The organism is Micromonospora sp. NBC_00421 (assembly GCF_036017915.1).
In the GTDB taxonomy this organism is placed as follows: Bacteria; Actinomycetota; Actinomycetes; order Mycobacteriales; family Micromonosporaceae; genus Micromonospora.
In genome coordinates this window covers 2525975-2550070 of sequence record NZ_CP107929.1, presented here as the reverse complement: position 1 = coordinate 2550070, position 24096 = coordinate 2525975, and the positions used below count along the sequence as shown (strand labels likewise).

22 protein-coding genes are annotated in these 24096 nt (G+C 73.4%); 18 read left to right on the top strand and 4 right to left on the bottom strand.

Annotated elements, in window-relative coordinates; all coding sequences use genetic code 11:
- Positions 1-111: 111 nt before the first annotated feature.
- Positions 112-2220, top strand: coding sequence for an amino acid transporter (locus tag OHQ87_RS11055; RefSeq protein WP_328347523.1), 2109 nt, complete (start codon positions 112-114; stop codon positions 2218-2220).
- Between the two features lie 299 nt (positions 2221-2519).
- On the opposite strand, the gene OHQ87_RS11050 is transcribed toward OHQ87_RS11055, so the two are convergent.
- Entirely contained in the window at positions 2520-2726 is a 207-nt protein-coding gene (locus OHQ87_RS11050) for a hypothetical protein (protein WP_091251220.1), read from the bottom strand.
- A 148-nt stretch (positions 2727-2874) separates the two neighbouring features.
- Here OHQ87_RS11050 and OHQ87_RS11045 point away from each other — a divergent pair, with 148 nt between their 5' ends.
- Positions 2875-3792, top strand: a complete 918-nt coding sequence (locus OHQ87_RS11045) for an aminoglycoside phosphotransferase family protein (protein ID WP_328347519.1) — start codon at positions 2875-2877, stop codon at positions 3790-3792.
- A gap of 159 nt (positions 3793-3951) precedes the next feature.
- Here OHQ87_RS11045 and OHQ87_RS11040 read toward each other — a convergent pair whose 3' ends face one another.
- The 3 genes from OHQ87_RS11040 to OHQ87_RS11030 all read right to left on the bottom strand — a co-directional run bounded on the left by OHQ87_RS11040 (position 3952) and on the right by OHQ87_RS11030 (position 6699).
- Positions 3952-5250, bottom strand: coding sequence for a hypothetical protein (locus OHQ87_RS11040; RefSeq protein WP_328347517.1), 1299 nt, complete (start codon positions 5248-5250; stop codon positions 3952-3954).
- 220 nt (positions 5251-5470) lie between these two features.
- On the bottom strand, positions 5471-5818 hold the full coding sequence (locus OHQ87_RS11035) for a TcmI family type II polyketide cyclase (protein ID WP_328347515.1): 348 nt from the start codon (positions 5816-5818) through the stop codon (positions 5471-5473).
- Entirely contained in the window at positions 5815-6699 is an 885-nt protein-coding gene (locus OHQ87_RS11030; RefSeq protein WP_328347513.1) for an AfsR/SARP family transcriptional regulator, read from the bottom strand. Before OHQ87_RS11030 ends, OHQ87_RS11035 begins: the two co-directional genes overlap by 4 nt.
- A 355-nt stretch (positions 6700-7054) precedes the next feature.
- Between OHQ87_RS11030 and OHQ87_RS11025 the strand changes: the two genes are divergently transcribed.
- The 16 genes from OHQ87_RS11025 to OHQ87_RS10950 all read left to right on the top strand — a co-directional run bounded on the left by OHQ87_RS11025 (position 7055) and on the right by OHQ87_RS10950 (position 23979).
- Positions 7055-7798, top strand: a complete 744-nt coding sequence (locus OHQ87_RS11025) for an SRPBCC family protein (protein WP_328347511.1) — start codon at positions 7055-7057, stop codon at positions 7796-7798.
- Complete coding sequence (locus tag OHQ87_RS11020; protein ID WP_328347509.1) at positions 7791-8195, top strand: cupin domain-containing protein; 405 nt, start codon at positions 7791-7793, stop codon at positions 8193-8195. The genes OHQ87_RS11025 and OHQ87_RS11020 overlap by 8 nt, the downstream gene beginning before the upstream one ends.
- Positions 8192-9460, top strand: a complete 1269-nt coding sequence (locus OHQ87_RS11015) for a beta-ketoacyl-[acyl-carrier-protein] synthase family protein (RefSeq protein ID WP_328347507.1) — start codon at positions 8192-8194, stop codon at positions 9458-9460. Before OHQ87_RS11020 ends, OHQ87_RS11015 begins: the two co-directional genes overlap by 4 nt.
- 107 nt (positions 9461-9567) lie before the next feature.
- Positions 9568-10797: a beta-ketoacyl synthase N-terminal-like domain-containing protein gene (locus OHQ87_RS11010; RefSeq protein ID WP_328348808.1), complete on the top strand. Its 1230-nt coding sequence runs from the start codon at positions 9568-9570 to the stop codon at positions 10795-10797.
- Positions 10798-11113: 316 nt separating this feature from the next.
- A complete protein-coding gene (locus OHQ87_RS11005; protein ID WP_328348807.1) occupies positions 11114-12505 on the top strand; it encodes a class I adenylate-forming enzyme family protein in 1392 nt (463 codons plus the stop codon).
- A gap of 158 nt (positions 12506-12663) precedes the next feature.
- A complete protein-coding gene (locus OHQ87_RS11000) occupies positions 12664-12930 on the top strand; it encodes an acyl carrier protein (protein WP_328347505.1) in 267 nt (88 codons plus the stop codon).
- The gene (locus OHQ87_RS10995) at positions 12930-13175 is read left to right on the top strand and encodes an acyl carrier protein (protein WP_328348806.1); all 246 of its coding nucleotides are present in this window, start codon (positions 12930-12932) and stop codon (positions 13173-13175) included. Before OHQ87_RS11000 ends, OHQ87_RS10995 begins: the two co-directional genes overlap by 1 nt.
- A complete protein-coding gene (locus OHQ87_RS10990) occupies positions 13168-14364 on the top strand; it encodes a beta-ketoacyl-[acyl-carrier-protein] synthase family protein (RefSeq protein ID WP_328347503.1) in 1197 nt (398 codons plus the stop codon). Before OHQ87_RS10995 ends, OHQ87_RS10990 begins: the two co-directional genes overlap by 8 nt.
- Complete coding sequence (locus OHQ87_RS10985) at positions 14361-16529, top strand: AMP-binding protein (protein WP_328347501.1); 2169 nt, start codon at positions 14361-14363, stop codon at positions 16527-16529. Before OHQ87_RS10990 ends, OHQ87_RS10985 begins: the two co-directional genes overlap by 4 nt.
- Positions 16526-17785, top strand: a complete 1260-nt coding sequence (locus OHQ87_RS10980) for a beta-ketoacyl-[acyl-carrier-protein] synthase family protein (protein ID WP_328347499.1) — start codon at positions 16526-16528, stop codon at positions 17783-17785. Before OHQ87_RS10985 ends, OHQ87_RS10980 begins: the two co-directional genes overlap by 4 nt.
- A gap of 70 nt (positions 17786-17855) precedes the next feature.
- On the top strand, positions 17856-18965 hold the full coding sequence (hppD, locus tag OHQ87_RS10975; RefSeq protein ID WP_328347497.1) for a 4-hydroxyphenylpyruvate dioxygenase: 1110 nt from the start codon (positions 17856-17858) through the stop codon (positions 18963-18965).
- The gene (locus OHQ87_RS10970) at positions 18962-19885 is read left to right on the top strand and encodes a phytanoyl-CoA dioxygenase family protein (RefSeq protein ID WP_328347495.1); all 924 of its coding nucleotides are present in this window, start codon (positions 18962-18964) and stop codon (positions 19883-19885) included. Before hppD ends, OHQ87_RS10970 begins: the two co-directional genes overlap by 4 nt.
- Positions 19886-19887: 2 nt before the next feature.
- On the top strand, positions 19888-20685 hold the full coding sequence (locus tag OHQ87_RS10965; RefSeq protein ID WP_328347493.1) for a DUF3050 domain-containing protein: 798 nt from the start codon (positions 19888-19890) through the stop codon (positions 20683-20685).
- Complete coding sequence (locus OHQ87_RS10960) at positions 20682-21650, top strand: thiamine pyrophosphate-dependent dehydrogenase E1 component subunit alpha (protein ID WP_328347491.1); 969 nt, start codon at positions 20682-20684, stop codon at positions 21648-21650. The genes OHQ87_RS10965 and OHQ87_RS10960 overlap by 4 nt, the downstream gene beginning before the upstream one ends.
- Positions 21650-22624, top strand: a complete 975-nt coding sequence (locus OHQ87_RS10955; protein WP_328347489.1) for an alpha-ketoacid dehydrogenase subunit beta — start codon at positions 21650-21652, stop codon at positions 22622-22624. Before OHQ87_RS10960 ends, OHQ87_RS10955 begins: the two co-directional genes overlap by 1 nt.
- A complete protein-coding gene (locus OHQ87_RS10950; protein ID WP_328347487.1) occupies positions 22621-23979 on the top strand; it encodes a hypothetical protein in 1359 nt (452 codons plus the stop codon). The genes OHQ87_RS10955 and OHQ87_RS10950 overlap by 4 nt, the downstream gene beginning before the upstream one ends.
- Positions 23980-24096 lie beyond the last annotated feature (117 nt).

Here is a 24096-nt window from a genome sequence, read left to right as displayed (position 1 = left end):
TTCCCGACCGACCGTTCCGCCGGGGGCGGGCGTCTGGCTTCCCGTGTTCCGGCCGGGGCGACCACGTTCAGCGCCTACCGTCGGGAGAGGGGCTACGAGGGCGGTCGGGGGATGGCGGACGGGCGGGACGGCGCGCGGGAACGGCGGACCCGGGAACGACGGGGGAGTGCCCCGCCGTCGGGTCACGGGCGGGCGCTGCGCGAGGCCCGGGACGCCGGGCAGGGTGAGCGCACCCGACCGGGACCGGTGCGGTTGCCGGAGTGCGTGGAGAGCCATGCCCGGCCGGCGCGGCCCGGTGGCGCGCTGCGCCGGTGGCTCTTCGCGTACCGGGTGCAACCGGTCGGCCCCGAGACCGAGGAGGGCAGCCAGCGGCGGCACCCCTGGTGGCAGGTGATGTGCCTGACCGGGGTCGACTACTTCTCGACCCTGTCCTACCTGCCGGGTATCGCGGCGCTGGCAGCCGGGGCGCTCTCCCCGCTGGCCACCCTGCTGATCGTGGCGCTCACCCTGTGCGGGATGCTGCCGATGTACCGGCGGGTCGCCCGGGAGAGCCCGCACGGGCAGGGTTCGGTGGCGATGCTGGAGCGGCTGCTGCCGTTCTGGCGGGGCAAGCTCTTCGTGCTGGTGCTGCTCGGTTTCGTCGCCACCTCGTGGATCATCACGATCACGCTGTCCGCCGCCGACGCGACGGTGCACCTGCTGGAGAACCCCTACCTGCCGTCGTCGGCACCGCACGGCACCGGGGTCGCCGTGCTGGTGACTGTGGCGCTGCTGCTCGTCCTCGGCGGGGTGTTCCTGCTCGGCTTCAGCGAGGCGGTGCTGGTGGCCGTACCCCTGGTGGTGGTCTTCCTCGGCCTCAACGCGGTGATCGTGGCCGCCGGCCTGGCCGAGATCGCCGCCGACCCGGGCACGGTGCGGAACTGGACGGCCACCCTGACCGCCGGGGGCGCCGGCGTCGGCGACCTGCTCGGCCCGGCGGTGCTGGCCTTCCCGCTGCTGGTCCTCGGCCTGTCCGGTTTCGAGACCGGGGTGAGCATGATGCCCCTGGTCCGCGGGGCGGGCGCGGACCGCGAGCAGCGGCTGGCGGCGCGGATCCGCAACACCCGCCGGCTGCTCACCGCCGCCGCGCTGATCATGTCGGTGTACCTGCTGGCCACCGCGTTCGTCACCACCGTGCTGATCCCGCCCCGGGAGTTCCAGCCGGGTGGCGCGGCGAACGGGCGGGCACTGGCCTGGCTGGCCCACGCCCACCTCGGCGAGGGGTTCGGCACGGTCTACGACATCAGCAGCGTGTTGATCCTCTGGTTCGCCGGTGCGTCGGCGATGGCTGGCCTGATCAACATCGTCCCGCGCTACCTGCCGTCGTACGGGATGGCACCGGAGTGGGGTCGGGCGGTCCGGCCGGTGGTCCTGGTCTACACCCTGATCAGCATCGTCATCACCGTCGCCTTCCGGGCGGACGTCAACGCCCAGGCCGGCGCGTACGCCACCGGCATCCTGGCGATGATGGTCTCCGGAGCGGTGGCGGTGACCATCGCGACGGCGCGGGCGCGCCACCGGCCCGCCGCGGTCGGCTTCACGGTGCTGACCGCGGTGCTGCTCTACGCGCTGATCGAGAACGTGATCGAGAAGCCGGACGGGATCGCCATCTCCGGGCTGTTCATCGCCGGCATCGTCGCGGTCTCGCTGGTCTCCCGGATCACCCGGACCACCGAGCTGCGGGCCGAGCGGATCGAGTTCGACGAGTCGGCCCGGCGGTTCGTCGCCGAGTCGTTGGCCCACGACGGCCGGCTGCACCTGATCGCCCACAAGCGGGCCACCGGTGCGCTCAAGGAGTACCGGGTCAAGGAGCGGGCGCAACGGAGCATGAACCCGGTGCCGGGCGCCTCCGACGTGCTCTTCCTGGAGATCGACGTGGTGGATCCGTCGGAGTTCAGCCAGGTGCTGTGGGTGCACGGGGCCGAGGTGGGCGGGTTCCGCGTGCTGCGGGCCAGCAGTCCGGCGGTGCCGAACGCGATCGCCGCGATCCTGCTGGCGCTGCGCGACGGCACCGGCGTACGGCCACACGCCCACTTCGAGTGGTCCGAGGGAAACCCCATCGCCCACCTGCTCCGATACCTGATCCTCGGCCGCGGCGACACCCCACCGGTGGTCCGCGAGATCATCCGCAAGAGCGAACCGGACCCCTCCCGCCGCCCCGGCATCCACGTAGCCGGCTAACCCACCCCCACCCCCGGGATCCCCCCCGCCCCCACCCCCCGGATCTCCCCGGTGATCAAGAGGTTTCGGTCATCGCAGCGCGGTTTTCTGACCACAACTTCTTGATCACCGCATGACAGACGCCGATGGGTGTGGGAGGGGGGAATGCGGGGTGGGTTCCTAGGAAGGTTTAGGAGGTGTGGGGTGGGTGGGGTGGGTGGGGCTGGGTGGGGTGCAGGGCATGGCGGGTGGGGGTGATCTGGAGCGGACATGGGACGGCCCGCGCCCCGAGGGGTGGGCGCGGGCCGGGGTGGTGCGGTCTACTTCGACGGCTCGGGGAGCTTGCAGTCGATCTTCGGGTTGGCGCCGATGTAGTTGAGTGGCCCGGCCACGATGGTCACCAGGATGGTGCCGGCCTCGGCACAGTTGGTGTCGTCGTTTCCGTAGTAGCCGCGCTGGCCAGCGGCGACGGCACCGATGACCAACCAGATGACGACGATGACTCCGAGGATCGACGAACCGCGCATGGGGGTGCCTCCGGGCTTGTGGTGTATTCGAGGTGCCGCCCATGTACCCACTCGCCGGGACCAGGTAAACGGTATTCCGGAACGGTCAGCGGGACGGTGTGGACAAATCCGTTGCCGAGCAGGGTGTCGCTACGACACGGTGGGAGGGATGAGCAGCCGCCCCGACGCACCCGTCGCCCCGCAGATCGACGAGGCGTTGGTACGCCGTCTCGTCGCCACCCAGTTTCCCGACTGGGCCGCGCTCCCGGTCCGCCGGGTCTCAGCCGGTGGCTGGGACAACCGCACCTTCCACCTCGGCGACACGATGACCGTGCGGTTGCCCAGCGCCGCCGGTTACGCCGCCCAGGTGGCCAAGGAGCAGCGGTGGCTGCCCTATCTGGCACCGCGGCTGCCGCTGCCGGTGCCCGTCCCGCTGGGCCGGGGCCGGCCGGCCGAGGGTTACCCGTTCGAGTGGTCGGTCTACGGCTGGATAGCCGGTGAGCAGGCCACCGCCGCCCGGATCGGCGACCTCACGACGTTCGCCACCGACCTGGCCGGGTTCCTGGCCGCGCTGAGCCGGGTGGACCCCGCCGCCGGGCCGGCCGCCGGCCCGCACAGCTTCTGGCGGGGCGGACCCCTGCGTACGTACGACGGGGAGACCCGTGGCGCGATCACCCGGCTCGCCCACCGGGTGCCCGCCGGCCCGGTCACCCGGATCTGGTCGGCCGCGCTGGCCAGCACCTGGGCCGGGCCGCCGGTCTGGTTCCACGGGGACGTCGCCTACGGCAACCTGCTGGTCCGCGACGGACGACTGGCCGCCGTCATCGACTTCGGCACCAGCGGGGTGGGCGACCCCGCCTGCGACCTGACGATCGCCTGGACACTGCTCGACGCGTCCGCCCGTACGGCCTTCCGAACCGCCCTCGACGTCGATGCCGGCACCTGGCGGCGGGCGCGCGGTTGGGCACTGTGGAAGGCCCTCATCACCCTCGACCACCCGAACCCGGCGCGGGTGGTCGAGGCCACGCACACACTCGACGCCCTGCTCACCGAGCCTGACAGCGGTGGCGGACCGACCGTGCCGTGATCACTCCCGGTCGGCCGGGCCATGATCACTCCCGGTCGGCCGGGGCGGGATGTCGGGCCGGCGCGGTCACCCCGCCCCGGGGTCGGGCCTGTGGACGGCAGGCGAAAGGGCCGGTGGGTACGCCTGGCGACGCCCACCGGCCCTCGTCGGATCGACCGGTCAGACCCGGGTGTCACCGCCGGTCGGCACCGGCAGTACCCGCTCGGCCTCGGTGCCCGCACCGGCCAGCACCTTCGCCTGCTGCGGCCAGGTGGCCAGGCTCGCGGCGGCACGCAGCCCGGCGGCGCGGACCGTTTCCCGCAGGCGTACCTCGTCCAGTTCGGCGAGCTGCCGGTAGGTGCGGATGCCGGCGGCCTGGAGCGAGGCCGCGATCTTCGGTCCGACGCCCTGGATGCGGCGGAAGTCGTCCGCCGGCCCGTCCTGTCCGGCGGCGGCGTCCTGAGCGACGATGCTGTCCGTAACCGGTGCACGGTCCGTAACGGGTGCACTGTCCGTAACCGGTGCGTTGTCCGCGACGGAGGTGCGTTGCGTCGGGATCACCGGCGCGACGGCGGCCGGGGCCTCGTCCGCGTCGTCGGCGACCCGGGTGGCCGGGTCGGGGTCCGGCACGGCGACCGGCGTGACCGGCTCCGGGTCCGGCACGGCGACCGGGTCGGGGTCCGGAACGGTGGTCGGGGTGGTCAGGGCCGGCTCCGGGTCCGGCGCGGTGGTCGGAACGGCCGGGTCAGGCACGGTGGACGGGTCGGCGGGCGTGGTCTCGGTCGGGACGGTGTCGGCCGTCGGGGCCGGGAGCGCTTCCTCCCCGGTCACCGGGCCGCTCGCGGCCGATCGGGGGTCGGTGGCGGCGGGTTCCCCGTCGACCGGGGCCGGTTCCGGCAGCTCCGTCGCCGGGACCGGGGTGTCCGGGGTGTCCGGGGTGTCCTCGACGGTGGCCCGGGGCGCGGGGATCGGCGCGGTGTTCTCGTCGGCGACCGTGCTCCCGGGCGTCTCGTCCGAGGTGGTACGGCCGGTGAGGCCCGAGGTGGCATGGCCGGTGAGGTCCGCGGTGGTCGGTTCGTCCTCGATGACGGCCAGCGGGACGGACCGCTCGGCGGCGATCGTGGCGGGCGTGCCGTCGGCGGCCGGGGTCCGGTCGACGGCAGCGGTGTCGTCGACGAGGGAGGCGTCGTCGGCTGGCGGGGCGAGGTGGCCGGCGGACTGCGGGGTGGTCAGGTCCTGCGGGGTGGGCTCGTCGACGACGGCGACGGGCGTCGGGGAGGTGTCGACCGTGGCGTCCGGGCGGGGGGCGTCGATCGTGGCGGCGGCCTTCTCCTCGGCGGAGAGCCCGACTACCGGGTCACCCTCCACAATGGGTGTCCCGGTGGCCGGCCGCTGCCGTCCCCACAGCGCCCAGCCTCCGGCCAGGCCCACCAGCAGGGCCAGGATCACGATCAGCCATTGCCCGAACGTAGCCGGCACGGCAACCTCCCTATTGCGTATGTCGTCGAAGTCGCGAGGAAACGCGAAGACCCGCCGCAGCTTTGCACACGCGAATGTCGGACGACAGGGAGGACCGTCCCTCGTTGCGCAGGTGGAATGCCCGGTGTCGGGCGGTGGCGAAGCCGCAACGGGGTGTGCTGCCGCAACGGGGTGTGCTGCGGGCGCCGTGCCGCCGCAGTCGACCGCACCGGCCGACGGTTCAGCGCCGAACCTGCGGGGTGGGCGCGGCGGAGGCGTCCCAACTGTAGAAGCAACCGGCCGGCGCGTCGCGGGGCGACCGCCAGGTCGGCAGGTACGCCGACGTGTGTGCCGACAGCCGTTCGTTGGTCCGTTGGTACAGCGGATGGCTGCGGGCGGTGACCAGGGTGTCGACGTCCACGTCGGTGGTCTCCATCAGGTGTACGCACAGGTCGTGCAGGCGGTACAGGGACCGGTGGCGCAACCCGGTGAGACCGGGCAGTTCGGTCGCGTCGGATTCGGCGTAGATCTGGGCGACCCGCCCCTCCGCGCCGGGAATGATCCTGCTGACGATCACCAGACGGCTCATCGGACCCCTCTCGCAGGTGGTGCGCCCCGATCGGCCCGGGGCTCACGGTGGGTCCACCCTGGCGGCGGAGCTGTCACCTGCTCGTCACGTCGCCCGTCCGGATCGTGACGGCGGGCCGTCGGCGGGTGGCGGGTGGCCTGCCGGATCGGGGCCAGCGTCTCGTCGACAAGCGCGCACATCGCGGGGGACGGTTCCAGTCGCAGTTCCCGCATGAGCAGGTCCCGGTAGACGTAGAAGGCGTGCACCGCCTCGAACGCGTTGCCCTCGGCGAGGTGGATACGCACCACCAGGCGGTGCGGGGTCTCGCGGAGCGGTTCGGCGGCCATCGCCTCCAGGGCGGCCTGCAACGCCTCACCGTGCCGTCCCGCCTCCAACTGGTCGGCGGCGAGTTGTTCCAGCATGTGCAGTCGGAGCTGACGCAGCCGTTCCCGGTCCAGCAACACCCAGTCGTCGTACCAACCGGGGAGCAGGTCACGGGTGCCGGCGGCGAGCGCGAGGGTGGCGGTGCGCGGGTCACCCCCGCCGCGTATCCGGGCCGCGGTGGCGACGAGGTCGTCCACGTCGAGCCGTACCGTCGGGTCGAGGCGGACGGTGTCGCCGCTGGCCAGCAGCGGGCAGCAGGGGTCCTGACGCAGCCGCCACAGGGCGGTACGCAGCGACGACAACGCCCGTTCCTCGGGTACGTCCGGCCAGAGCAGTCCGGCCAGGTTGCTGCGGGTGGCGCCGGGGCGCAGCCCGATCACGGCGATCACCCGCTGCAGCCCACGCGGCACCACCACCGGGGAGTCGCCGTGCAGCAGCCGGAAACCGCCGAGCAGGTGCAGGCGCACCGGTGGATCGTCCGGAAGGTCACCGGCCGGCGTGCTGGCATGACCGCTCACTGGCACACCCCCTGCAGGAGAACCTGGGTCCAGATCGTCCGGTGTCCCGGCGCGGTCCCCACGACGCCGTGGCCGGGTCACTCCACGCGGTGCCGGACCCGCGGGCCGGGTCGACCGGCACGAACACTACCAATGTGATTACTCTCGGTCAATGAAAGTGTAGAGGTCGTGACTGGACCATATTGCCCCTGAACTGCGAACCGCCATCACGATGGACAGCAGGGGCATAGCTGACACACAGTCTGCGTCAACGCAGCGTCACCATCGTGCGGGGTGGTGCGGGCCGTCGGATGACGCCCGGGTGACGGGGCCGGCCGGAAGGTGACGGTCGACCCGCAATCGAGGAGGACCCGCGATGACCGTCACCCACGGCCGACCGCTCACCGGTGAGATCACCGAGATCCTGGTGACCCACTGCGGCCTCGACGCCGACGCCGCGGCCCGCGCGCCCGCCGCCACCCTGGAGGAGCTGGGGATGGACTCCCTGGCGCTGCTGGAACTGTCCGCCGTGGTCGCCGACCGCTGGCGGGTACGCATCCCCGAGCAGGCCGGGCAGCTCAGCATCACCGGCGTGGCAGACCTGGTGGCCGGCGCCGGGGCGGCCCCGCCGGTGGCCGGCGGTACGGCGGACCCCCCGGTCGGGCACACCGAGAACAGCATCGTCATCGCCGCCCCGCTGCCGCTGGTCTGGGAGATCACCAACGACGTGGCCCGCTGGACCGGGCTGTTCACCGAGTACGCGGTGGTGGAGATCCTGCACCGCGACGGTGACACGGTGCGCTTCCGGTTGACCATGCACCCCGACGAGCACGGTGTCGCGTGGAGCTGGGTCAGCGAACGCACCGCCGACCCGGCGACCTGGCAGGTGCGGGCCCGGCGGGTGGAGACCGGCCCGTTCGAGTACATGCGGATCCACTGGTCCTACGACACCGAACCGGAGGGCACCCGGATGACCTGGGTGCAGGACTTCGCGATGAAACCGACCGCCCCGGTGGACGACGCGGCGATGACCGAGCGGATCAACGCCAACAGCCGGGTGCAACTGGCCGTGATCAAGGAGCGGATCGAGCGGGCGTACGCGGGAGGCGGCGATGAGTGACGTCACCACCGGGCTGGTGGCCGCCCGGGACGTACCGGCCGACCGGCGGCGCGGCGGGGAACTGCGGGTGCTGCTCGGCCCGCGTACCGTCGGCAGCACCTCGGGGTTCATGGGGGTGGTGACGGTGGCCCCCGGTGACCGGGTGGCCGAGCACTACCACCCGTACAGCGAGGAGTTCCTCTACCTGGTCCGGGGCGCCATCACGGTCGACCTGGACGACGAGCCGGTGCCGCTGGCCGCCGGGGAGGCGCTGTTCGTGCCCCGTAACGTGCGGCACCGGTTGCGCAACACCGGCGACGTCACCGCCGAGGTGGTCTTCCACCTCGGCCCGCTCGCCCCCCGCCCGGAACTCGGCCACGTCGACACCGAACTGGTGGAGCAGCGGGGACCGTCGTGACCGGCCGGCGCACGGTGGTGACCGGGATCGGGGTGGTCGCCCCGGGCGGCGTCACCCGGGACCGGTTCTGGAAGACCCTCACCGAGGGCCGGACGGCCACCCGGCGGATCAGCTTCTTCGACCCGTCGCCGTACCGGTCGCAGATCGCCGCCGAGTGCGACTTCGACCCGGACGCCGCCGGGCTCACCCCGGCGCAGCGGCAACGCTCCGACAGGTACGCGCAGTTCGCGCTGGCCTGCGCCGCCGAGGCGCTCGCCGACAGCGGGCTCGACCTGACCGACGCCGACCGGGACGTCACCGGGGTGGTGCTGGGCACCGCCGTCGGCGGCACCACCGCCCTGGAGAAGGAGTACGTCCGGGTCAGCGACTCGGGCCGGCACTGGCTGGTCGACCACGCCCTCGGCGGGCCGTACCTCTACCAGGCGCTGGTGCCGAGCAGCCTCGCCGCCGACGTGGCCTGCCGGCACGGCCTGCACGGCCCGGCGCAGGTGGTCTCCACCGGTTGCACCTCCGGCATCGACGCCATCGGGTACGCCCACCAGCTCGTCACCGACGGCGAGGCGGACATCGTGCTGGCCGGGGCCGCCGACTCGCCGATCTCCCCGGTCACCGTCGCCTCGTTCGACGCGATCCGGGCGACCAGCCCGGACAACGACGACCCGGCCCACGCCTCGCGGCCCTTCGACGCCCACCGGCAGGGTTTCGTGCTCGCCGAGGGGGCTGCGGTGCTGGTGCTGGAGGAGTGGGAGCACGCCCGGCGGCGCGGCGCGCACGTCTACTGCGAGGTCGCCGGTTACGCCGGCCGCAGCAACGGCTTCCACATGACCGGGTTGCGGCCCGACGGGGTGGAGATGGGGCTGGCCATCACGGCGGCGCTGCGGCAGGCCCGGCTCGACCCGTCGGCGGTCTCCTACGTCAACGCGCACGGCTCCGGGACCCGGCAGAACGACAGGCACGAGACGGCGGCGTTCAAGCGGGCGCTCGGCCCGACGGCGTACCGGGTGCCGGTCAGCTCGATCAAGTCGATGGTCGGGCACTCGCTGGGCGCGATCGGCGCCATCGAGATGGCCGCCTGCGCCCTGGCCATCGAGTACGGGGTGGTGCCGCCGACCGCCAACTGGACCACCCGCGACCCGGAGTGCGACCTGGACTACGTGCCGAACGTGGCCCGGGAGACGCCGGTGGACGTGGCGTTGTCGGTGGGCAGCGGGTTCGGTGGTTTCCAGTCCGCGATGCTCTTCCGCCGGCTGGCGGTGCCGCGGTGACGGCCCCGGACGTGGTTCCCGGACTGACGGTCCGTGACGGCGGGTCCGGCCTGACGGGCTCGGGCGGGTCCGGGGTGACCGGGCCGGGTGGGCCGGACGGGGACCGGGTGCGGGCGGTGGTGACCGGGATCGGGGTGGTCGCGCCCAGCGGCATCGGCGTCGACGCGCACTGGCGGACGGTGACCGGTGGTGTCCGGCGGACCGGGCCGATCACCCTGTTCGATCCGAGCCGTTACCCCACCCGGGTCGGTGGCGAGGTTCCCGGCTTCGCGCCGACCGCGTACGTCGACCCCCGACAGCTGGTGCAGACCGACAGGTGGACCCAGCTCGGCTTCGCCGCCACCGCGTTGGCGCTCGCCGACGCCGGGCTGCCCGCCCGCGCCCCCGATCCGTACGACTGGGCGGTCACCCTGGCCAGCTCGTCCGGGGGGAACCTGTTCGGGCAGCGGGAACTGCAACGGCTCTGGGGCGGGTCGAGCCGGACCGTCGGGGCGTACCAGTCGATCGCCTGGTTCTATGCGGCGAGCGTCGGGCAGCTCTCCATCCACCACCAGTTCAAGGGGCCGTCCGGGGTACTGGTCGCCGAGGCCGCCGGTGGGCTGGACAGCCTGGCACACGCGGTGCGGACCATCCGGCGGGGTACGTCGGTGGTGATCGCCGGCGCGACCGAGTGCCCGCTGAGCCCGTACGCGCTGGCCTGTCAGCTCCGCTCCGGGCTGCTCAGCGACGTCGACGACCCGGCGGTGGCGTACCGGCCGTTCGACCGGGCGGCCGGCGGCTACGTGCCCGCCGAGGGGGGCGCGGTCTTCGTGGTGGAGGAACGGGACCACGCCCTTGCCCGGGGCGCCCGGGTCTACGGGGAGGTGACCGGCTGGGCGGCCACCCACGACGCGGTGCACACCGGCCCGGACACCGCCGGTGACCCGGTCAGCTACGCGCGGGCGATGCGGTTGGCGTTGGCCCGATCCGGGAGCACCGCCGACGAGGTGGACCTGGTCGTCCCGGACGCGCTCGGGGTGCCCCGCTACGACCGCAGCGAGGCGACCGCCTTGCGGGCGGTCTTCGGCGACCGGCCGCCACCGGTGAGCACCCACAAGTCGTTGACCGGCCGGGCCCATCAGGGCGGGTCGGCCCTGGACGTGGCGACCGCCCTGCTCGCCTTCCACCACGACACGCTGCCCGCCTCGGCGGGGCCGACCGACCCGGCCCCCGGCTGCGAACTGGACTTCCTGCGTGCTCCCCGCCGGCCCGGCAGCCGGGTGGCGCTGGTCTGCGCACGCGGCTTCGACGGATTCAACAGCGCCCTGGTCCTCCACGGTACCCCTCCACCGGCTTGACCCCGCCCTCGTTGCCTCGCCCCGCCCACCCGGCCACCGCTCAGCTCCACATCGGAGGCCGGGCGCATCGGCGGAGGTCGGCGCGGCAGTGAGCCGGGCACGGCGAAGCCGCCGGGGTGTCGCGGGCCGGCGTACGCGCCTGATCCTGCCCCGCCGATCGAGCGGCGGCAATCCAACCGGCCGCCTTTTCTGATCTAGCCATTCGCATCTAGTAATGCTCTTCGGGGCTGTCGTAGGGTTCCGTGAGCACGCCAAGAGACGTGATGTATGGGCGGTTTTCGCCCGATCCTAAGCTGGACGGTGGCCGGCGGTGACCATGTATCGCCAGACGGAAGATCCTGCGGCGCAAGACCCCGGTTGGGTGGACGAGCTGTTGTTCGCCGGCCGCTCGACCGACGTTTGTCTGCGGCTGCCCGAGCCGGTCGACCGGGCTACCCTGCACCGCCTGGTCACCGAGGCGCAGGCCCGGCTGGGCGCCGCCGGCCTACGCCCCGGCGGTGCCGCCGCATTGCGCCTTCCGCCCTCTTTGTCCTATGTGGTCAACCTGCTGGCGACCTGGCGTAGCGGGGGCCAGGCCGTGCTGCTCGACCACCGGCTCACCGACCACGAGGTCGACCGGGCGTTGCAACGGCTCACCCCGCAGGTGGTGGTGGCCCCGGCGCGTACCGGCGGTGGCGCGCTGAAGGTCTTCGTCGACGTCACCGAGAGCGTCACCGGCTACGCGGACCGCCCTGCGGTCAGCGGTCACGCCGTGATCCAGCTCAGCTCCGGCTCCACCGGTCCGTCCAAGGTGATCGGCCGCACCGCCGCCGACCTGGTCGCCGAGGTGCACCGCTACACCCGCATCGACGGGGTGGCGCTGCCCGGCGAGCGGATCATCCTGCTGCCGTCCATGGTGCACGTGCTCGGTCTGGTCGGGGGTCTGCTCTACGGTCTGCACGCCCGCGTCGAGCTGGTCCCGCCGGAGCGGCTCGGCGGCGACGCCGTGCTGGCCGCCATCGCCGCCCAGGACACCCCGGCCACCGTGCTGGGGGTGCCCTTCCACATCGGACTGCTCGCCTCCACCCGCCCCGAACGGCCGCTGCCCCAGTTCAGGCGGATGACCACCGGCGGGGAGCTGGTCCCGCCGGCCGTCGCGCAGGCCTTCACCGACCGGCACGGCGTACCCCTGGGCAACATGTACGGGATGACCGAGGTCGGCGTCATCGGCACCGACCTGCACGGCAGCCACCGGCCGGCCGTCGCGCCCGCACCCGGCATCGAGGTCCGCGAGTCCGACGGTGAACTGCTGATCAGCTGCCCCGCCTCGCCGTACGTGGGGCTCAGCGACCCGACCCGCTGGGCCGACGGTTGGCTGCGCACCCGTGACGCCGGCACCGTCGACCCGGCCACCGGCCTGGTCACCGTCCGGGGCCGGCTCGACTCGCAGGTCTCCGTGGGTGGCCTGAAGGTCGACCTGACCGAGGTCGAGGCCACCCTCGCCGGGCTGCCCGGGGTGGCCGCCGCGGTGGTCGCCTACGACGACGGGATCACCGCCTACGTGCAGCCCGACGGGCCGCTGTCCGAGGACGTGCTGGACACGCTGCTCGCCGAACGGCTGGCCGGCTACAAACGTCCGCGCACCCTGCACCTGGTGGCGCAGTTGCCGCGTACCACCACCGGCAAACTGGTCCGCTCGCTGGACGTGCTGCGCACGGTGACGCCGTGAGCGGTCCGCTCCACCCCGCCCACCGGCCGGTCCGCGAGGACCGCCGCCGGGGCGGCACCGCGTCACCACCGGCCGACCGTCGGCGGTACGCCCGAACCATCCGCACACGGTGCTCCGACCGGGCACCGGTAGCTGGCACACCGAGAGAGGTTACCGTCATGCGAGACGAGGTCCGCACCTTCGTCATCGAGCAGCTCCAGGACATGAACTACGACGTCGAGGGGATCGACGACGCCACCACCCTCGGCCCGTCCGGGGTGGACCTGGAGTCCCTCGCCCTGTCCGACCTGTCCGTCCGGGTGGAGGACCGGTACGGGCTGCGGTTCGCCGACGACGAGTCGGAGAAGCTGGCCCTGATGACGGTGGGGGAGTTCACCACCATGGTCGCCGACCGGGTCGCCGGGGCGACCACCGACCACCGGTGATGTCCGGTCAGCCCGACCTGGGGCGAGCTGACCTGGTGAGCATGCTCGCCGAACTGACCGGCAAGCCCGTCGACCAGGTGCCGCACCGGGTCGGCTCGATGGAGCTGGCCTGGCTGGTGCACCTCGTCGAACAACGCTACGGCGTGCGGATGGACCTCACCGACGACCAGCTCGCCGGCATCCGTACCGTCGACGACGCCCTGGCCGTGTTCCACACGTCCCTGACCGCCTCCGCTGATGGTTGAGCGGGCATCCGTCACGATCTCCGGCACGTACGCGGTAAGCGCCTTCGGTAGGGGGGTGGACCCACTGCTGGCCGGGGTGCTGTCCGGGATACCCGCGTTCCGGCCGGTCCGCCGGTTCGACACCACCGGTCGCCGGGTGACCGTCGCGGCCACCCGGCCCGACGTGTCGACCCTGCCGCAGGAACTGGCCGACGCGGTCGACGCGGCCTGCGACGCGGCCCGGCTCGATCCGGCGCAACGGGCCGGGTCGGCGCTGTTCCTGGCCACCCACGGCGGCCCGGCCACCCTGCCCGGCCCGTTCACCGACGACCGCCCGGTCGCGGACGCCGACGACCCGTGGTGGGCCGACGGCGAGCGGGCCGAGGCCGGTCCGGCCTGGCCGGAGCTGCCGACGCTGGCCGGTCGGCTGGCCCGGCGGTGCGGGCTCGGCGGCCCGACCCGGGTCTACACCACCGCCTGCGTCTCGGCGAGCAGCGCGGTGGCCGACGCCGCCGCGACGATCCGCCGGGGGGACACCGACCGGGTCGTGGTGGTCGCCGGTTACCTGGTGGAGCCGGACCAGTTCGCGCTCTTCGACGCCGGCCGGGCGCTCGCCGCCGACGGAGCGGTCCGTCCGTTCAGCACCGGGCGGCAGGGGCTGCTGCTCGGTGACGGGGTGGCCGCGGTGGTGCTGGAGTCCACCGCCGCGCTGCGCGCCCGGGGCGGCAGCCCGGTGGCGACGCTGGTCGGGTGGGGGCGGGCCGGCGACGCCCACCACCCCTGCCAGCCCGACCCGCAGGGCGGGGGGCTGTCCCGGGCGATCGGTGCGGCGCTGCACCGCGCCGGATTGCCCGCCGCAGCGGTCGGCTACGTCAACGCCAACGCCACCGGTACCGGGTTCAGCGACGCCTCCGAGGCGGCGGCGCTGCGCCTGACCCTCGGCGAGCAGGCCGGGCAGGTGCCGGTCAGCTCCACCAAGGCGCTGCACGGGCACGCGCTCGAGGCGTCCGGCCTGCTCGAACTGGTGGTCACCGTGGCGGCGCTGCGACACGGGAAGCTGCCGGTCAACGCCGGTTGGCTCGGCCCCGACCCGGCCTGCCCGCTGGACGTGATCACCGCCGCGCCCCGCCCGGTCACCAGCCGGTACGCGCTCAGCCTCAACGCCGCCTTCGGCGGCGCGAACACCGCCCTGCTGGTGGGTACGCCGTGACCGGCACGCGCGGCCCGGGGCCCGGGATCGCCCCGGGCCGTCCGGCCGGCCACGGCGTACCCCGGGTGCTGGCGCAGGCGCGCTGGCCGGAGCCGGGCGACGGGCCACCACCGCCGCTGCCCGGCTTCGTGCACTCGACGTTCGCGCCGCTGGTCGCGGCGGTGGCCGGGCGGTGCCTGGACCGTCGCCCCGCCCCGGTGCCGGCCGGGGCCCGGTGCGCGGTGGTGCTGGTCAGCGCCGCCGGTGACCGGCCCAGCGCCACGCACGTCCGGTCCACGGTCGCCGCCGGGGGGCGGGTCGGTCCGCTGTTCTTCTTCCAGTCGGTGCCCAACAGCGTCGCCGGGCAGGTCGCCGCGCGCTGGGGACTGACCGGCCCGGTGGTGTGCCTCAGCCCGACCGGCGACCCCGGTGCCGACGCCACCGCCGAGGCGGAACTGCTGCTGTACGACGGCGACGCCGACGAGGCGTTGCTGGTCCTGATCGAACAGGCACCCGACGCGACGCCCACCGGTGCGGTCGCGGTGCTGCTGGGGGGGAGGAGACAGTCAATGAGGACGAGGGGACTGCGGGGTGCGCTCGCCGCCGACCCGCAACTCGGCGCCGGCAACGTGCTGGCCCGGGTGCTGGCCCACGGCGCGGACCCGCAGGGACCGGGCCTGACCTTCGACACCCCGGTCGACGGGTACCCCGCCGGGCAGCCGCTCACCCTGGGCCGGCTCGACGAGCGGGTCGCCGCGCGGGCCGCCTGGCTGCACGCCCGGGGGGTGCAGCCCCGTGACCCGGTCGCCGTCTGGGCCACCGCCGCCGCCGACATGGTGCTGAGCTTCCTGGCGCTGACCCGGCTCGGCGCGATCCCGGCGCTGATGAACGGCAAACTGCGCCCGGAGATCGCCGCCGAGTACATCCGCCGGTTGCGCGGTGTCGGGGTGCTCGCCGACGCGGCGCACACCGACCTGCTGGCCGGGCACGACCCGGGCGTACCGGTGCTGGGCACCCCGGAAGAGGCCGGCACCGGCGACCCGGCGCAGGCCCCCGCCCACTACCGGCACCACCCCGACGACCCGATCGTCATCACCCACACCTCCGGCACCACCGGGGTGCCCAAGGCGGTGCTGCACTCGCACGCCAGCCTCTTCGCCGCCACCCGGCACCTGCTGTCCATGCCGCAGGCACAGGGCACCCACCGGATCCTCAACGCGCTGCCCGCCCCGCACACCGCGACGGTGCTCATGGTCAACCAGGCGCTGGGCAACCGGGCGGAGATGTTCCTGCTGTCCGAGCAGGGCGGCGAGCGGGTCCTCGACGCCATCCAGCGGTGGCGGCCCGACGGGGTCTTCGGCTTCTCGATGACCTGGGCCGAACTGGCCCGCTTCGACCTGACCGGGTACGACCTGGACTCGGTGCGGCTGTGGTTCAACACCGGCGACTGCTCGCACGAGCCACACGTACGCCGCCTCGTCGCGGTCGGCTCGCGGGACGTGTTCACCAGGCAGGGCGTCACCCGGGTCCCCGGGTCGGTCTTCATCGACGGGCTGGGCTCCAGCGAGATGGGGCACTCGATGTTCCACATCACGCACACCGTCGACACCGACCGGTACGGCCGCTGCGTGGGCCGACCCTACCGGTTCGCCCGGGTGGCCGTCCTGGACGCCGAGGGCAACGAGCTGCCCCCCGGCCAGGTCGGTTTCCTCGGCGTCGACTCGCCGTCGCTGTTCCGGGGCTACTGGAACGACTCGGTCACCAGCTACCGGTTCCGGCTGCGCGGCTGGTACCTCACCGGTGACCTGGTGCGCGCCGACGCCGACGGCCGCTACTACCACCTGGACCGGGCGGTGGACTCGGTGGCGCTGCCCGACGGGCGGCGCTACTTCACCGCGCTGTCCGAGGAGCGGATCCTCGCCGCCTGCCCCGATGTCACCGACTGCACCGTGCTGATCGTCGCCGACGGCGACACGGTCACCACCGACGTGCTGCTGGAGCTGGCCGCCGGGGCCGACCCGGCGACCGACCGCACCGCGGCGATCCGGGCCGCGCTCGGGGCGGACGTCGGCGCGACCCTGCGCCGGGTGGTGCCGGTACGCGCCGACGACATCCCGGTCACCGTCACCGGCAAGGTCCGCAAGGTGGCACTGCGGGAGCGCTACCTCGCCGAGTCGTCGTCATGACCGTCGTGATCACCGGGATGGGGCTGTTCAGCCCCGTCGGGCGGGGGGTGGAGGCCACCTTCGACGCGTTGACAAGCGGGCGATCCGGGCTGAGCCGACCGCCCGAGGGGCACCCGGCCCGGGACTCGTTGGAGGTCGCCGGGGTGCTCCCGCCGATCGACCCGCGCACCGTCGCCACCGGCCCGGAGACCAGGGTGCTCGACCGGGTGGTGGTGTTCGCCCTGCTCACCGCCGCCGACGCGCTCTCCGACGCGGGCATCGAGGTGGGCCGGGACGTCGACCCGGGCCGGATCGGCGTCATCGTGGGCGGGGTCGGCGGGATGGCCACCCTGGAGAGCCAGGTGATCGCCCGGACCGCCCGGGGTCGTTCGGCGGTCAGCCCGTACCTGCTGACCGGGATCCTGCCGAACATGGCCTCGGCGCGGATCGCCATCGCCCACGGCATCCGGGGTTACAGCTCGGCCGTCGGCACGGCCTGCGCCTCCGGGGCCCAGGCGGTCGCCGACGCGGCCCGGCTGATCCGGGCCGGCGAGGCCGACGTGGTGCTCTGCGGGGCCAGCGAGGCGCCGCTCTTCCCGACCTTCGCCGACACCTTCGGCAACGCCCGCGCGCTGGCCCGCGGCTGGGCCGACCCGACCGAGGCGAGCCGGCCGTTCGACAGGCGGCGCAACGGGTTCGTGCTCGCCGAGGGGGCCGCCCTGCTGGTCCTGGAACGGGCCGGGCACGCCGCCGCCCGGGGTGCCCGGACGTACGCGGAGGTGGCCGGCTACGGCACCACCACCGACGCCCACCACCCGACCATGCCCCGGCCCGACGGCGAGGGGGCGGCCGACTGCATGCGTGCCGCCCTGCACAGCGCGAACGTCGCACCGGCCGAGGTCGGCTACGTCAACGCCCACGGCACCGGCACCGGACTCGGTGACATCGCCGAGAGCGCCGCGCTGGGGAAGGTCTTCGGCGTCGGTGGGGTGCCGGTCAGCTCCACCAAGGCGCTCACCGGGCACCTGCTCGGCGCGTCCGGGGTGGTGGAGACGGCCGCCTGCGCGTTGGCGCTGGGCGCCGGTCTGCTGCCCCCGACCTACCACCTGGACGATCCGGACCCGGACTGCCCGGCGGACCACGTCCGGGACACCCCCCGGCCCACCGGGACCGACCTCGCGCTCACCAACTCGTTCGGATTCGGCGGGCAGAACGTGAGCCTGCTGCTGCGGCGTACCACCGGGGCCGGCGCCCGGCCCGTCGGGCCGGGGAGGTGATCGGCGCGGCGACCCGGGCCGCACGTGCCCGGACGGCAGTCACGGGGGGACATGGGGAAGGGCTGGAGAGATGGACATTCGCGGAATAGACCACATCGAACTGTACGTGGGAGACGCCCGACAGGCGGCCTTCTACTTCGGAACCGCCGTCGGCTTCACCCTGCGTGGGCAGGGTGGGCCGGAGACCGGGTTGGCGGGGCAGCGTTCCCTGCTGCTGGGGCAGGCCGACATCCGGATGGTGCTGACCTCCGGGCTCACCGCCGAGCATCCGGCCTCGACGTACGTGTCCCGGCACGGCGACGGGATCGCGGTGGTGGCGGTGGAGGTCGGCGACGCCGCCGGGGCGTACGCGGAGCTGGTGGAGCGGGGTGCGACGCCGGTGACGCCGCCGCGCACCTGGACCGGCGCGGACGCCGAGGTGGTGACCGCCGAGGTGGGCGGCTTCGGTGACGTGCTGCACCGGCTGGTGGAGCGGCGCGGCGACCGGGCCGACTTCCTGCCCGGCGCGATCGAGGCGACCCCGCCCGGCGGGGTCGACCAGCGGCTGCTCGCCGAGATCGACCACCTGGCGGTCTGCGTGCCACCCGGTCAGCTCGACGACACCGTCGCGCACTACGAGCGGGTGTTCGGCTTCGCGCAGATCTTCGAGGAGCACATCGAGGTCGCCGGTCAGGCGATGAACTCCAAGGTGGTCCAGGACGCCTCCGGGCGGGTCACCCTGGTGTTGCTGGAACCGGACGCCGGTCGGCGGCCCGGCCAGATCGACGCGTTCCTCACCGAGCACCACGGCGCCGGGGTGCAGCACCTCGGGTTGCGCACCGACGACATCGTCGGCGCGGTCGGTGCGCTCGGGGCGCGCGGGGTGCGGTTCGCCGGCACCCCGGCCGCCTACTACGACGACCTGGAACGGCGGGTCGGCAAGGTCGACGCGCCACTGGACCGGCTGCGGGACCTGAGCATCCTGGTCGACGCCGACCACGGCGGGCAGCTGTTGCAGATCTTCACCGAGTCGATGCACGTCCGCCGCACCCTGTTCCTCGAGTTGATCGAGCGGCGGGGGGCGCGCACCTTCGGCAGCGGCAACATCCGGGCGCTGTACGAGGCCAAGGAACGGGAGCTGGCCGTGGCGGGGGCGACCCCCGCCGTCGCGGCCGGCACGGCACGAGGAGTTGGGGCATGACCACGACACATCCGGGGCTGACCGTCGAGGAGGAGGCGCTGCTGCCGTCCGACTCCGACGTGCGGCACTACGCCGAGCACGGCTGGTACCTGTCGGAGAAGCTGCTCACCGACGACGAGGTGGACGCCCTGACCGCGGCCACCGACCGCTACTACGACGGCGAGCGGGACCGCACCCTGCCGGTACGCCCGCCGAAGCTCGCCTACTGGGAGCCGTCGAAGGGGCCGGTGCAGCGGCACAACGACTACGTCCACGTCGAGCACGACGGCATCGCCGCGATCCTGCGTAAGCCGCTCATCGGCGCGGTGGCGGCCCGGTTGGCGCAGGCCGACGAGATCCGGATCTTCCAGTCCACGCTGATCTACAAGCCGCCGATCTCCGGTGAGCCGTCGAACATCGTGCCCTGGCACTTCGACAAGCACTACTGGTCGTCCTCGTCGTCGGAGAAGATGCTCACCGCGTTCATCCCGTTCCACGACTGCGGGGAGGAGATGGGCACCATCACCATGGTCGACGGCTCGCACCGGTGGTCGGAGATCGGCGCGAACGACACGGTGGTCCGGCACTTCGCCGAGCGCGACCGCGACCAGCTGGAGGAGATGCTGGCCGAGAACGCGGCGCACAACGGCGCGCAGATCCGCAAGATCCCGATGGTGATCCCCAAAGGGCACCTCAGTTTCCACCACTGCCGCACCTACCACGGCAGCGGCGCCAACGTCAGCGGACGCCCCCGTCGGGCCATCTCGCTGCACCTGCAGGACGGCGACAACGCCCACCGGGAGTTCCCGCTCTCCGACGGCACCCTCGCCGCGTACAACCACGACGTGCTGGTCCGCCGTACCCCCGAGGGTCGGCCGGACTACGCGGACCCCGACTACTGCCCGGTCATCTGGCGCGAGCGCGCCCAGCAGGGAGGCTGAACATGTCACGGTACGACTGGGGTAAGACACACCCGGGCATCGAGCGGCTGGAGAAGGCGGTGACCGACCGCCGGGACGTGGTGGTCAAGCACCCGCTCTATGCCAATCTGGACACCCACGAATCACTTGTCACCTTCATGGAGCACCACGTCTTCGCGGTCTGGGACTTCATGTCCCTGCTGAAGTCGTTGCAGCGGCAGCTCACCTGCGTCACCGTGCCGTGGATCCCCACCGGGCCGACCGGCAGCCGCCGGTTGATCAACGACATCGTGATGGTGGAGGAGAGCGACGAGCTGGGCGAGGGCTTCATCAGCCACTTCGAGCTGTACGTCCGGGGGATGGGTGAGGCGGGCGCGGACACCGGTGCCGTCGACCGGCTGGTCGCGCTGCTGCGCGCCGGCTCGTCGGTGACCGACGCGCTGGTCGAGGCCGGGGTGCCGGAGCCGTCGCGGGCCTTCGCCGCCACCACCTGGAAGATCATCGAGTCGACCCCGGTGCACTGCCAGGCCGCCGCGTTCGCGTTCGGCCGGGAGGACCTGATCCCCGACATGTTCACCCAGGTCGTCGCGGTCAACGAGCGCAGCAACCGGCTGCACACCTTCGTCGACTACCTGGAGCGGCACATCGAGGTCGACGGCGAGCAGCACACCCCGATGGCGATGCAGATGCTCGCCGACCTGTGCGGCGACGACGACGTCAAGTGGCAGGAGTGCGCCGACACGGTCAACCTGGCGTTGACCGCCCGCGCGCAGCTCTGGGACGACATCCTCGCCGCCGTCAAGGAGGGCCGCGACCGGTGACCGACGCCGACCCGGCCCGGCTCTACCGCACCGTACGGCTGATCCGCCGGTTCGAGGAGCGGGCCATCGCGCTGGTCCGCTCCGGGCACATCGTCGGCGGCATCCACCCCTACCTCGGTCAGGAGGGGATCGCCGCCGGCGTGTGCGCCGCGCTCGGCGACGGGGACCTGGTCACCGGCACCCACCGCGGGCACGGGCACGTCCTCGCCAAGGGTGCCGACCCGGCCCGGATGATGGCCGAACTGTGCGGCCGGGAAACCGGACTGAACCGGGGTCGGGGCGGCTCGATGCACGCGGCGGACCTGTCCATCGGGGTGCTCGGCGCCAACGCCATCGTCGGGGCGTCCCCGGCCATCCTCACCGGTGCGGTGTGGGCCCACCGGCAGCGCGGGAACCCCGTGCTGGGGGCGAGCTTCTTCGGCGACGGCGCGGTCAACGAGGGGATGCTGCTAGAGGCGTTCAACCTGGCCGCGCTCTGGCGGGTGCCGGTGCTGCTGGTCTGCGAGAACAACGGCTACGCCACCACCATGCCGGTGGCCGGCGCGGTCGCCGGCACCATCACCGGCCGGGCCGAGGCGTTCGGCATCCCGGCCGTCGTCGTCGACGGGCAGGACCCGGAGGCGGTCCGGCAGGTCACCGCCGCCGCCGTCGCGCGGATGCGCGACGGCGGCGGGCCGGAGCTGGTCGAGGCCCGCACCTACCGGTTCGACGCCCACCACACCTTCGAACACTCGGTACGCCTGGACTACCGCCCGCCGCAGGAGGTGGCCGACGGCCGGTCCCGGGACCCGGTGGCGATCCAGGGCGCCCGGCTTTCCCCGGCCGACCGGGCGACGATCGACGCGGAGGTGGAGGCCACCCTCGACGCGGCCGTCGCGTTCGCCCTGGCCGGCCCGGAACCGGACCCGGCCGGTGCGCTCGACCACCTGTACGCCAGTGGGCTGACCGGCCGGGGAGGTAGCTGATGCCCCGGCTGTCGTACCGCAAGGCGCTGACCCGGGCGCTTGCCGACGAGATGACCCGGGACGAGGCGGTGTTCCTGCTCGGGGAGGACATCCGGGTCGGCGCGTCCAATGTCACCCCGGGCCTGCTGAAGCGGTTCGGGCCGGACCGGGTGCTCGACACCCCGCTGTCGGAGCAGGCGTTCACCAGCTTCGCCACCGGGGCCGCGCTGGCCGGGATGCGACCGGTGGTGGAGTTCCAGATCCCGTCGCTGCTGTTCCTGGTCTTCGAGCAGATCGTCAACCACGCGCACAAGTTCCCGATGATGACCGGTGGGCAGTGCGCGGTGCCGGTCACCTACCTGGTGCCCGGGTCGGGTTCCCGGACGGGGTGGGCGGGGCAGCACTCCGACCACCCGTACTCGCTCTTCGCGCACGTCGGGATCGTCACCGTGGTGCCGGCCACCCCGGCCGACGCGTACGGGCTGCTGGTGTCGGCGATCCGGCACGACGACCCGGTGGTGGTCTTCGCCCCGGCCGGCGCGCTGGAGGTCCGCGACGACGTCGACTTCGCCACCCTCGCCCCGGTGCCGCTGGGCCGGGGAATGGTCCGGCGGGCCGGCGACGACGTCACAGTGGTCGCCGTGGGGCACCTGGTGCACGACGCGCTGGCCGTCGCCGAGGAGTTGGCCGACCAGGTGTCGGTGGAGGTGTTCGACCCACGCACGCTCTACCCGTTCGACATCGACGCCCTGGTCGACTCGGTGTCCCGCACCGGCCGGCTGGTGGTGATCGACGACTCCAACCGGTCCTGCGGCATCGCCGCCGAGATCATCACCTCGGTGCTGGAGCGGGTGCCGCTGACCGCGCCGCCGCGCCGGGTCACCCGACCGGACGGCGCGGTGCTGCCCTTCTCGCCCGCCCTCGACCGGGCCGTGCAGCCCGGCCGGGCCGCCCTCGCCGCCGCCATCCACCACGTGACCAAGGACTGTCCATGATCGATGTGAACTACCCGTGGCCGGAGCCCGGCAGGGCCTGGGCGGAGCTGCCGGAGTCGACCCGTACGGCGATGGTGGCCGCGGGCGCGCAGGAGTGGGAACGGATCTTCCACGGCCGGGCGACGTACAACAAGCAGTGGCGGCTGGCCCGGCCACCGGTGTTGACCGCCGACGCGTTCCGCGAGCTGAACGAGGTCTGCGACCGGATCGCCCAGCTCATCCTGGACGCCTGCCGCCGCCGCGCGTCCACCGCCGGTGAGCTGCGCGCGCTGCTCGGTGTGCCGGTGGGGCAGACCCGGCTGCTCGACGAGGACGAGCCACTGACCGAGGCGCTGCTGGCCGCGTACCGGCCTGATGTGCTGTTCTCCGGTGGGGAGCCGCGGATCGTCGAGTACAACATCGACAGCAGCCTGGGCGGGGGCTTCGACGCGGACACGGTGATCCAACGGTTCGGCGCGCTGTACCGGGAGCGGGGGCTGCTCGACGGCCTGTCGGCCCGGCCCGCGCCGTCCCTGCTGGACCAGCGGTTCGTGGCGATCCGCACCGAGCTGGGCCTGCCCGAGGGGGCCCGGGTGGCGCTGCTGATGGACTTCGAGGCCGACTACCCGGGGCTGGACGACCCGGAGACGTTCATCCGGATCCTCTCCCCGCTGATCGACCAGGCCCGCCCGTTCGGCATCGACCTGGTCATCGCCCCGGTCGCCACGGCCACCCTGGACGCCGACCGGCGGCTGGTGGTCGGCGGCGCACCGGTGGACGCGCTGTTCCGGCTCTTCGTGCCCAACCGGGTCACCCCGAGCGCCGGGCTGGAGGCGGTGGCCGGGGCGCTCGACGCGGGCACCCTGCCGATGTTCGTCAGCGCCGCCGCCTGGCTGCTCGGTAACAAAATCAACTTCGCCTGGCTCTATGAGGACCTGGACCTGCTCCCCGCCGACGACCAGGCCCTGATCCGCCGGTACGTGCCGCACACCGTGGCGTTCACCGCCGCCGACCTGGACCGGGCGCTGGCCGACCGGGAGAACCTGGTCGCCAAGCCCGCCGACGGCTCCGCCGGCTTCGGCGTGCTCATCGGCCGGGAGCTGAGCCCGCAGGAGTGGGCCGACGGCCTGCGCGCGGCCCTCGACCGGGGCGGCGACATCCTCCAGCGGTACATGCCCGCCGACCGGGTGGCGATGGACTTCGTCCAGATCGAGACCGGCGAGACGGTCACCGCCGAGGTGCCGTACAGCATCGCTCCGTACCTGTTCGGCCGCACCGGCTCCGGTGCCCTCGCCCGGGTCGGCTACCCCGGCTGCGACGAGGTCCTCAACCTCGCCCGAGGCGTCCTCCTAACCGGCATCCTCCTCACCCACTAACCCCCCTCCCACCCCCCTCCCACCCCCCTCCCACCTCCCCCCTCCCACCCCCTCCCCTCCCTCTCCTCCCGTGCCCCCAGGTCGCCCTTCGCGGGTTGATCAAGAGGTTTAGGTCAT

Excerpts from the sequence above, each read along its gene's own strand:
- OHQ87_RS11055 (WP_328347523.1), top strand. The coding sequence starts at position 112 with ATGGCGGACGGGCGGGACGGCGCGCGGGAACGGCGGACCCGGGAACGA.
- OHQ87_RS11050 (WP_091251220.1), bottom strand. The coding sequence starts at position 2,726 with ATGCGCGGTTCGTCGATCCTCGGAGTCATCGTCGTCATCTGGTTGGTC.
- OHQ87_RS11045 (WP_328347519.1), top strand. The coding sequence starts at position 2,875 with ATGAGCAGCCGCCCCGACGCACCCGTCGCCCCGCAGATCGACGAGGCG.
- OHQ87_RS11035 (WP_328347515.1), bottom strand. The coding sequence starts at position 5,818 with ATGAGCCGTCTGGTGATCGTCAGCAGGATCATTCCCGGCGCGGAGGGG.
- OHQ87_RS11025 (WP_328347511.1), top strand. The coding sequence starts at position 7,055 with ATGACCGTCACCCACGGCCGACCGCTCACCGGTGAGATCACCGAGATC.
- OHQ87_RS11020 (WP_328347509.1), top strand. The coding sequence starts at position 7,791 with ATGAGTGACGTCACCACCGGGCTGGTGGCCGCCCGGGACGTACCGGCC.
- OHQ87_RS11005 (WP_328348807.1), top strand. The coding sequence starts at position 11,114 with ATGTATCGCCAGACGGAAGATCCTGCGGCGCAAGACCCCGGTTGGGTG.
- OHQ87_RS11000 (WP_328347505.1), top strand. The coding sequence starts at position 12,664 with ATGCGAGACGAGGTCCGCACCTTCGTCATCGAGCAGCTCCAGGACATG.
- OHQ87_RS10995 (WP_328348806.1), top strand. The coding sequence starts at position 12,930 with ATGTCCGGTCAGCCCGACCTGGGGCGAGCTGACCTGGTGAGCATGCTC.
- OHQ87_RS10990 (WP_328347503.1), top strand. The coding sequence starts at position 13,168 with ATGGTTGAGCGGGCATCCGTCACGATCTCCGGCACGTACGCGGTAAGC.
- OHQ87_RS10980 (WP_328347499.1), top strand. The coding sequence starts at position 16,526 with ATGACCGTCGTGATCACCGGGATGGGGCTGTTCAGCCCCGTCGGGCGG.
- hppD (WP_328347497.1), top strand. The coding sequence starts at position 17,856 with ATGGACATTCGCGGAATAGACCACATCGAACTGTACGTGGGAGACGCC.
- OHQ87_RS10970 (WP_328347495.1), top strand. The coding sequence starts at position 18,962 with ATGACCACGACACATCCGGGGCTGACCGTCGAGGAGGAGGCGCTGCTG.
- OHQ87_RS10965 (WP_328347493.1), top strand. The coding sequence starts at position 19,888 with ATGTCACGGTACGACTGGGGTAAGACACACCCGGGCATCGAGCGGCTG.
- OHQ87_RS10955 (WP_328347489.1), top strand. The coding sequence starts at position 21,650 with ATGCCCCGGCTGTCGTACCGCAAGGCGCTGACCCGGGCGCTTGCCGAC.
- OHQ87_RS10950 (WP_328347487.1), top strand. The coding sequence starts at position 22,621 with ATGATCGATGTGAACTACCCGTGGCCGGAGCCCGGCAGGGCCTGGGCG.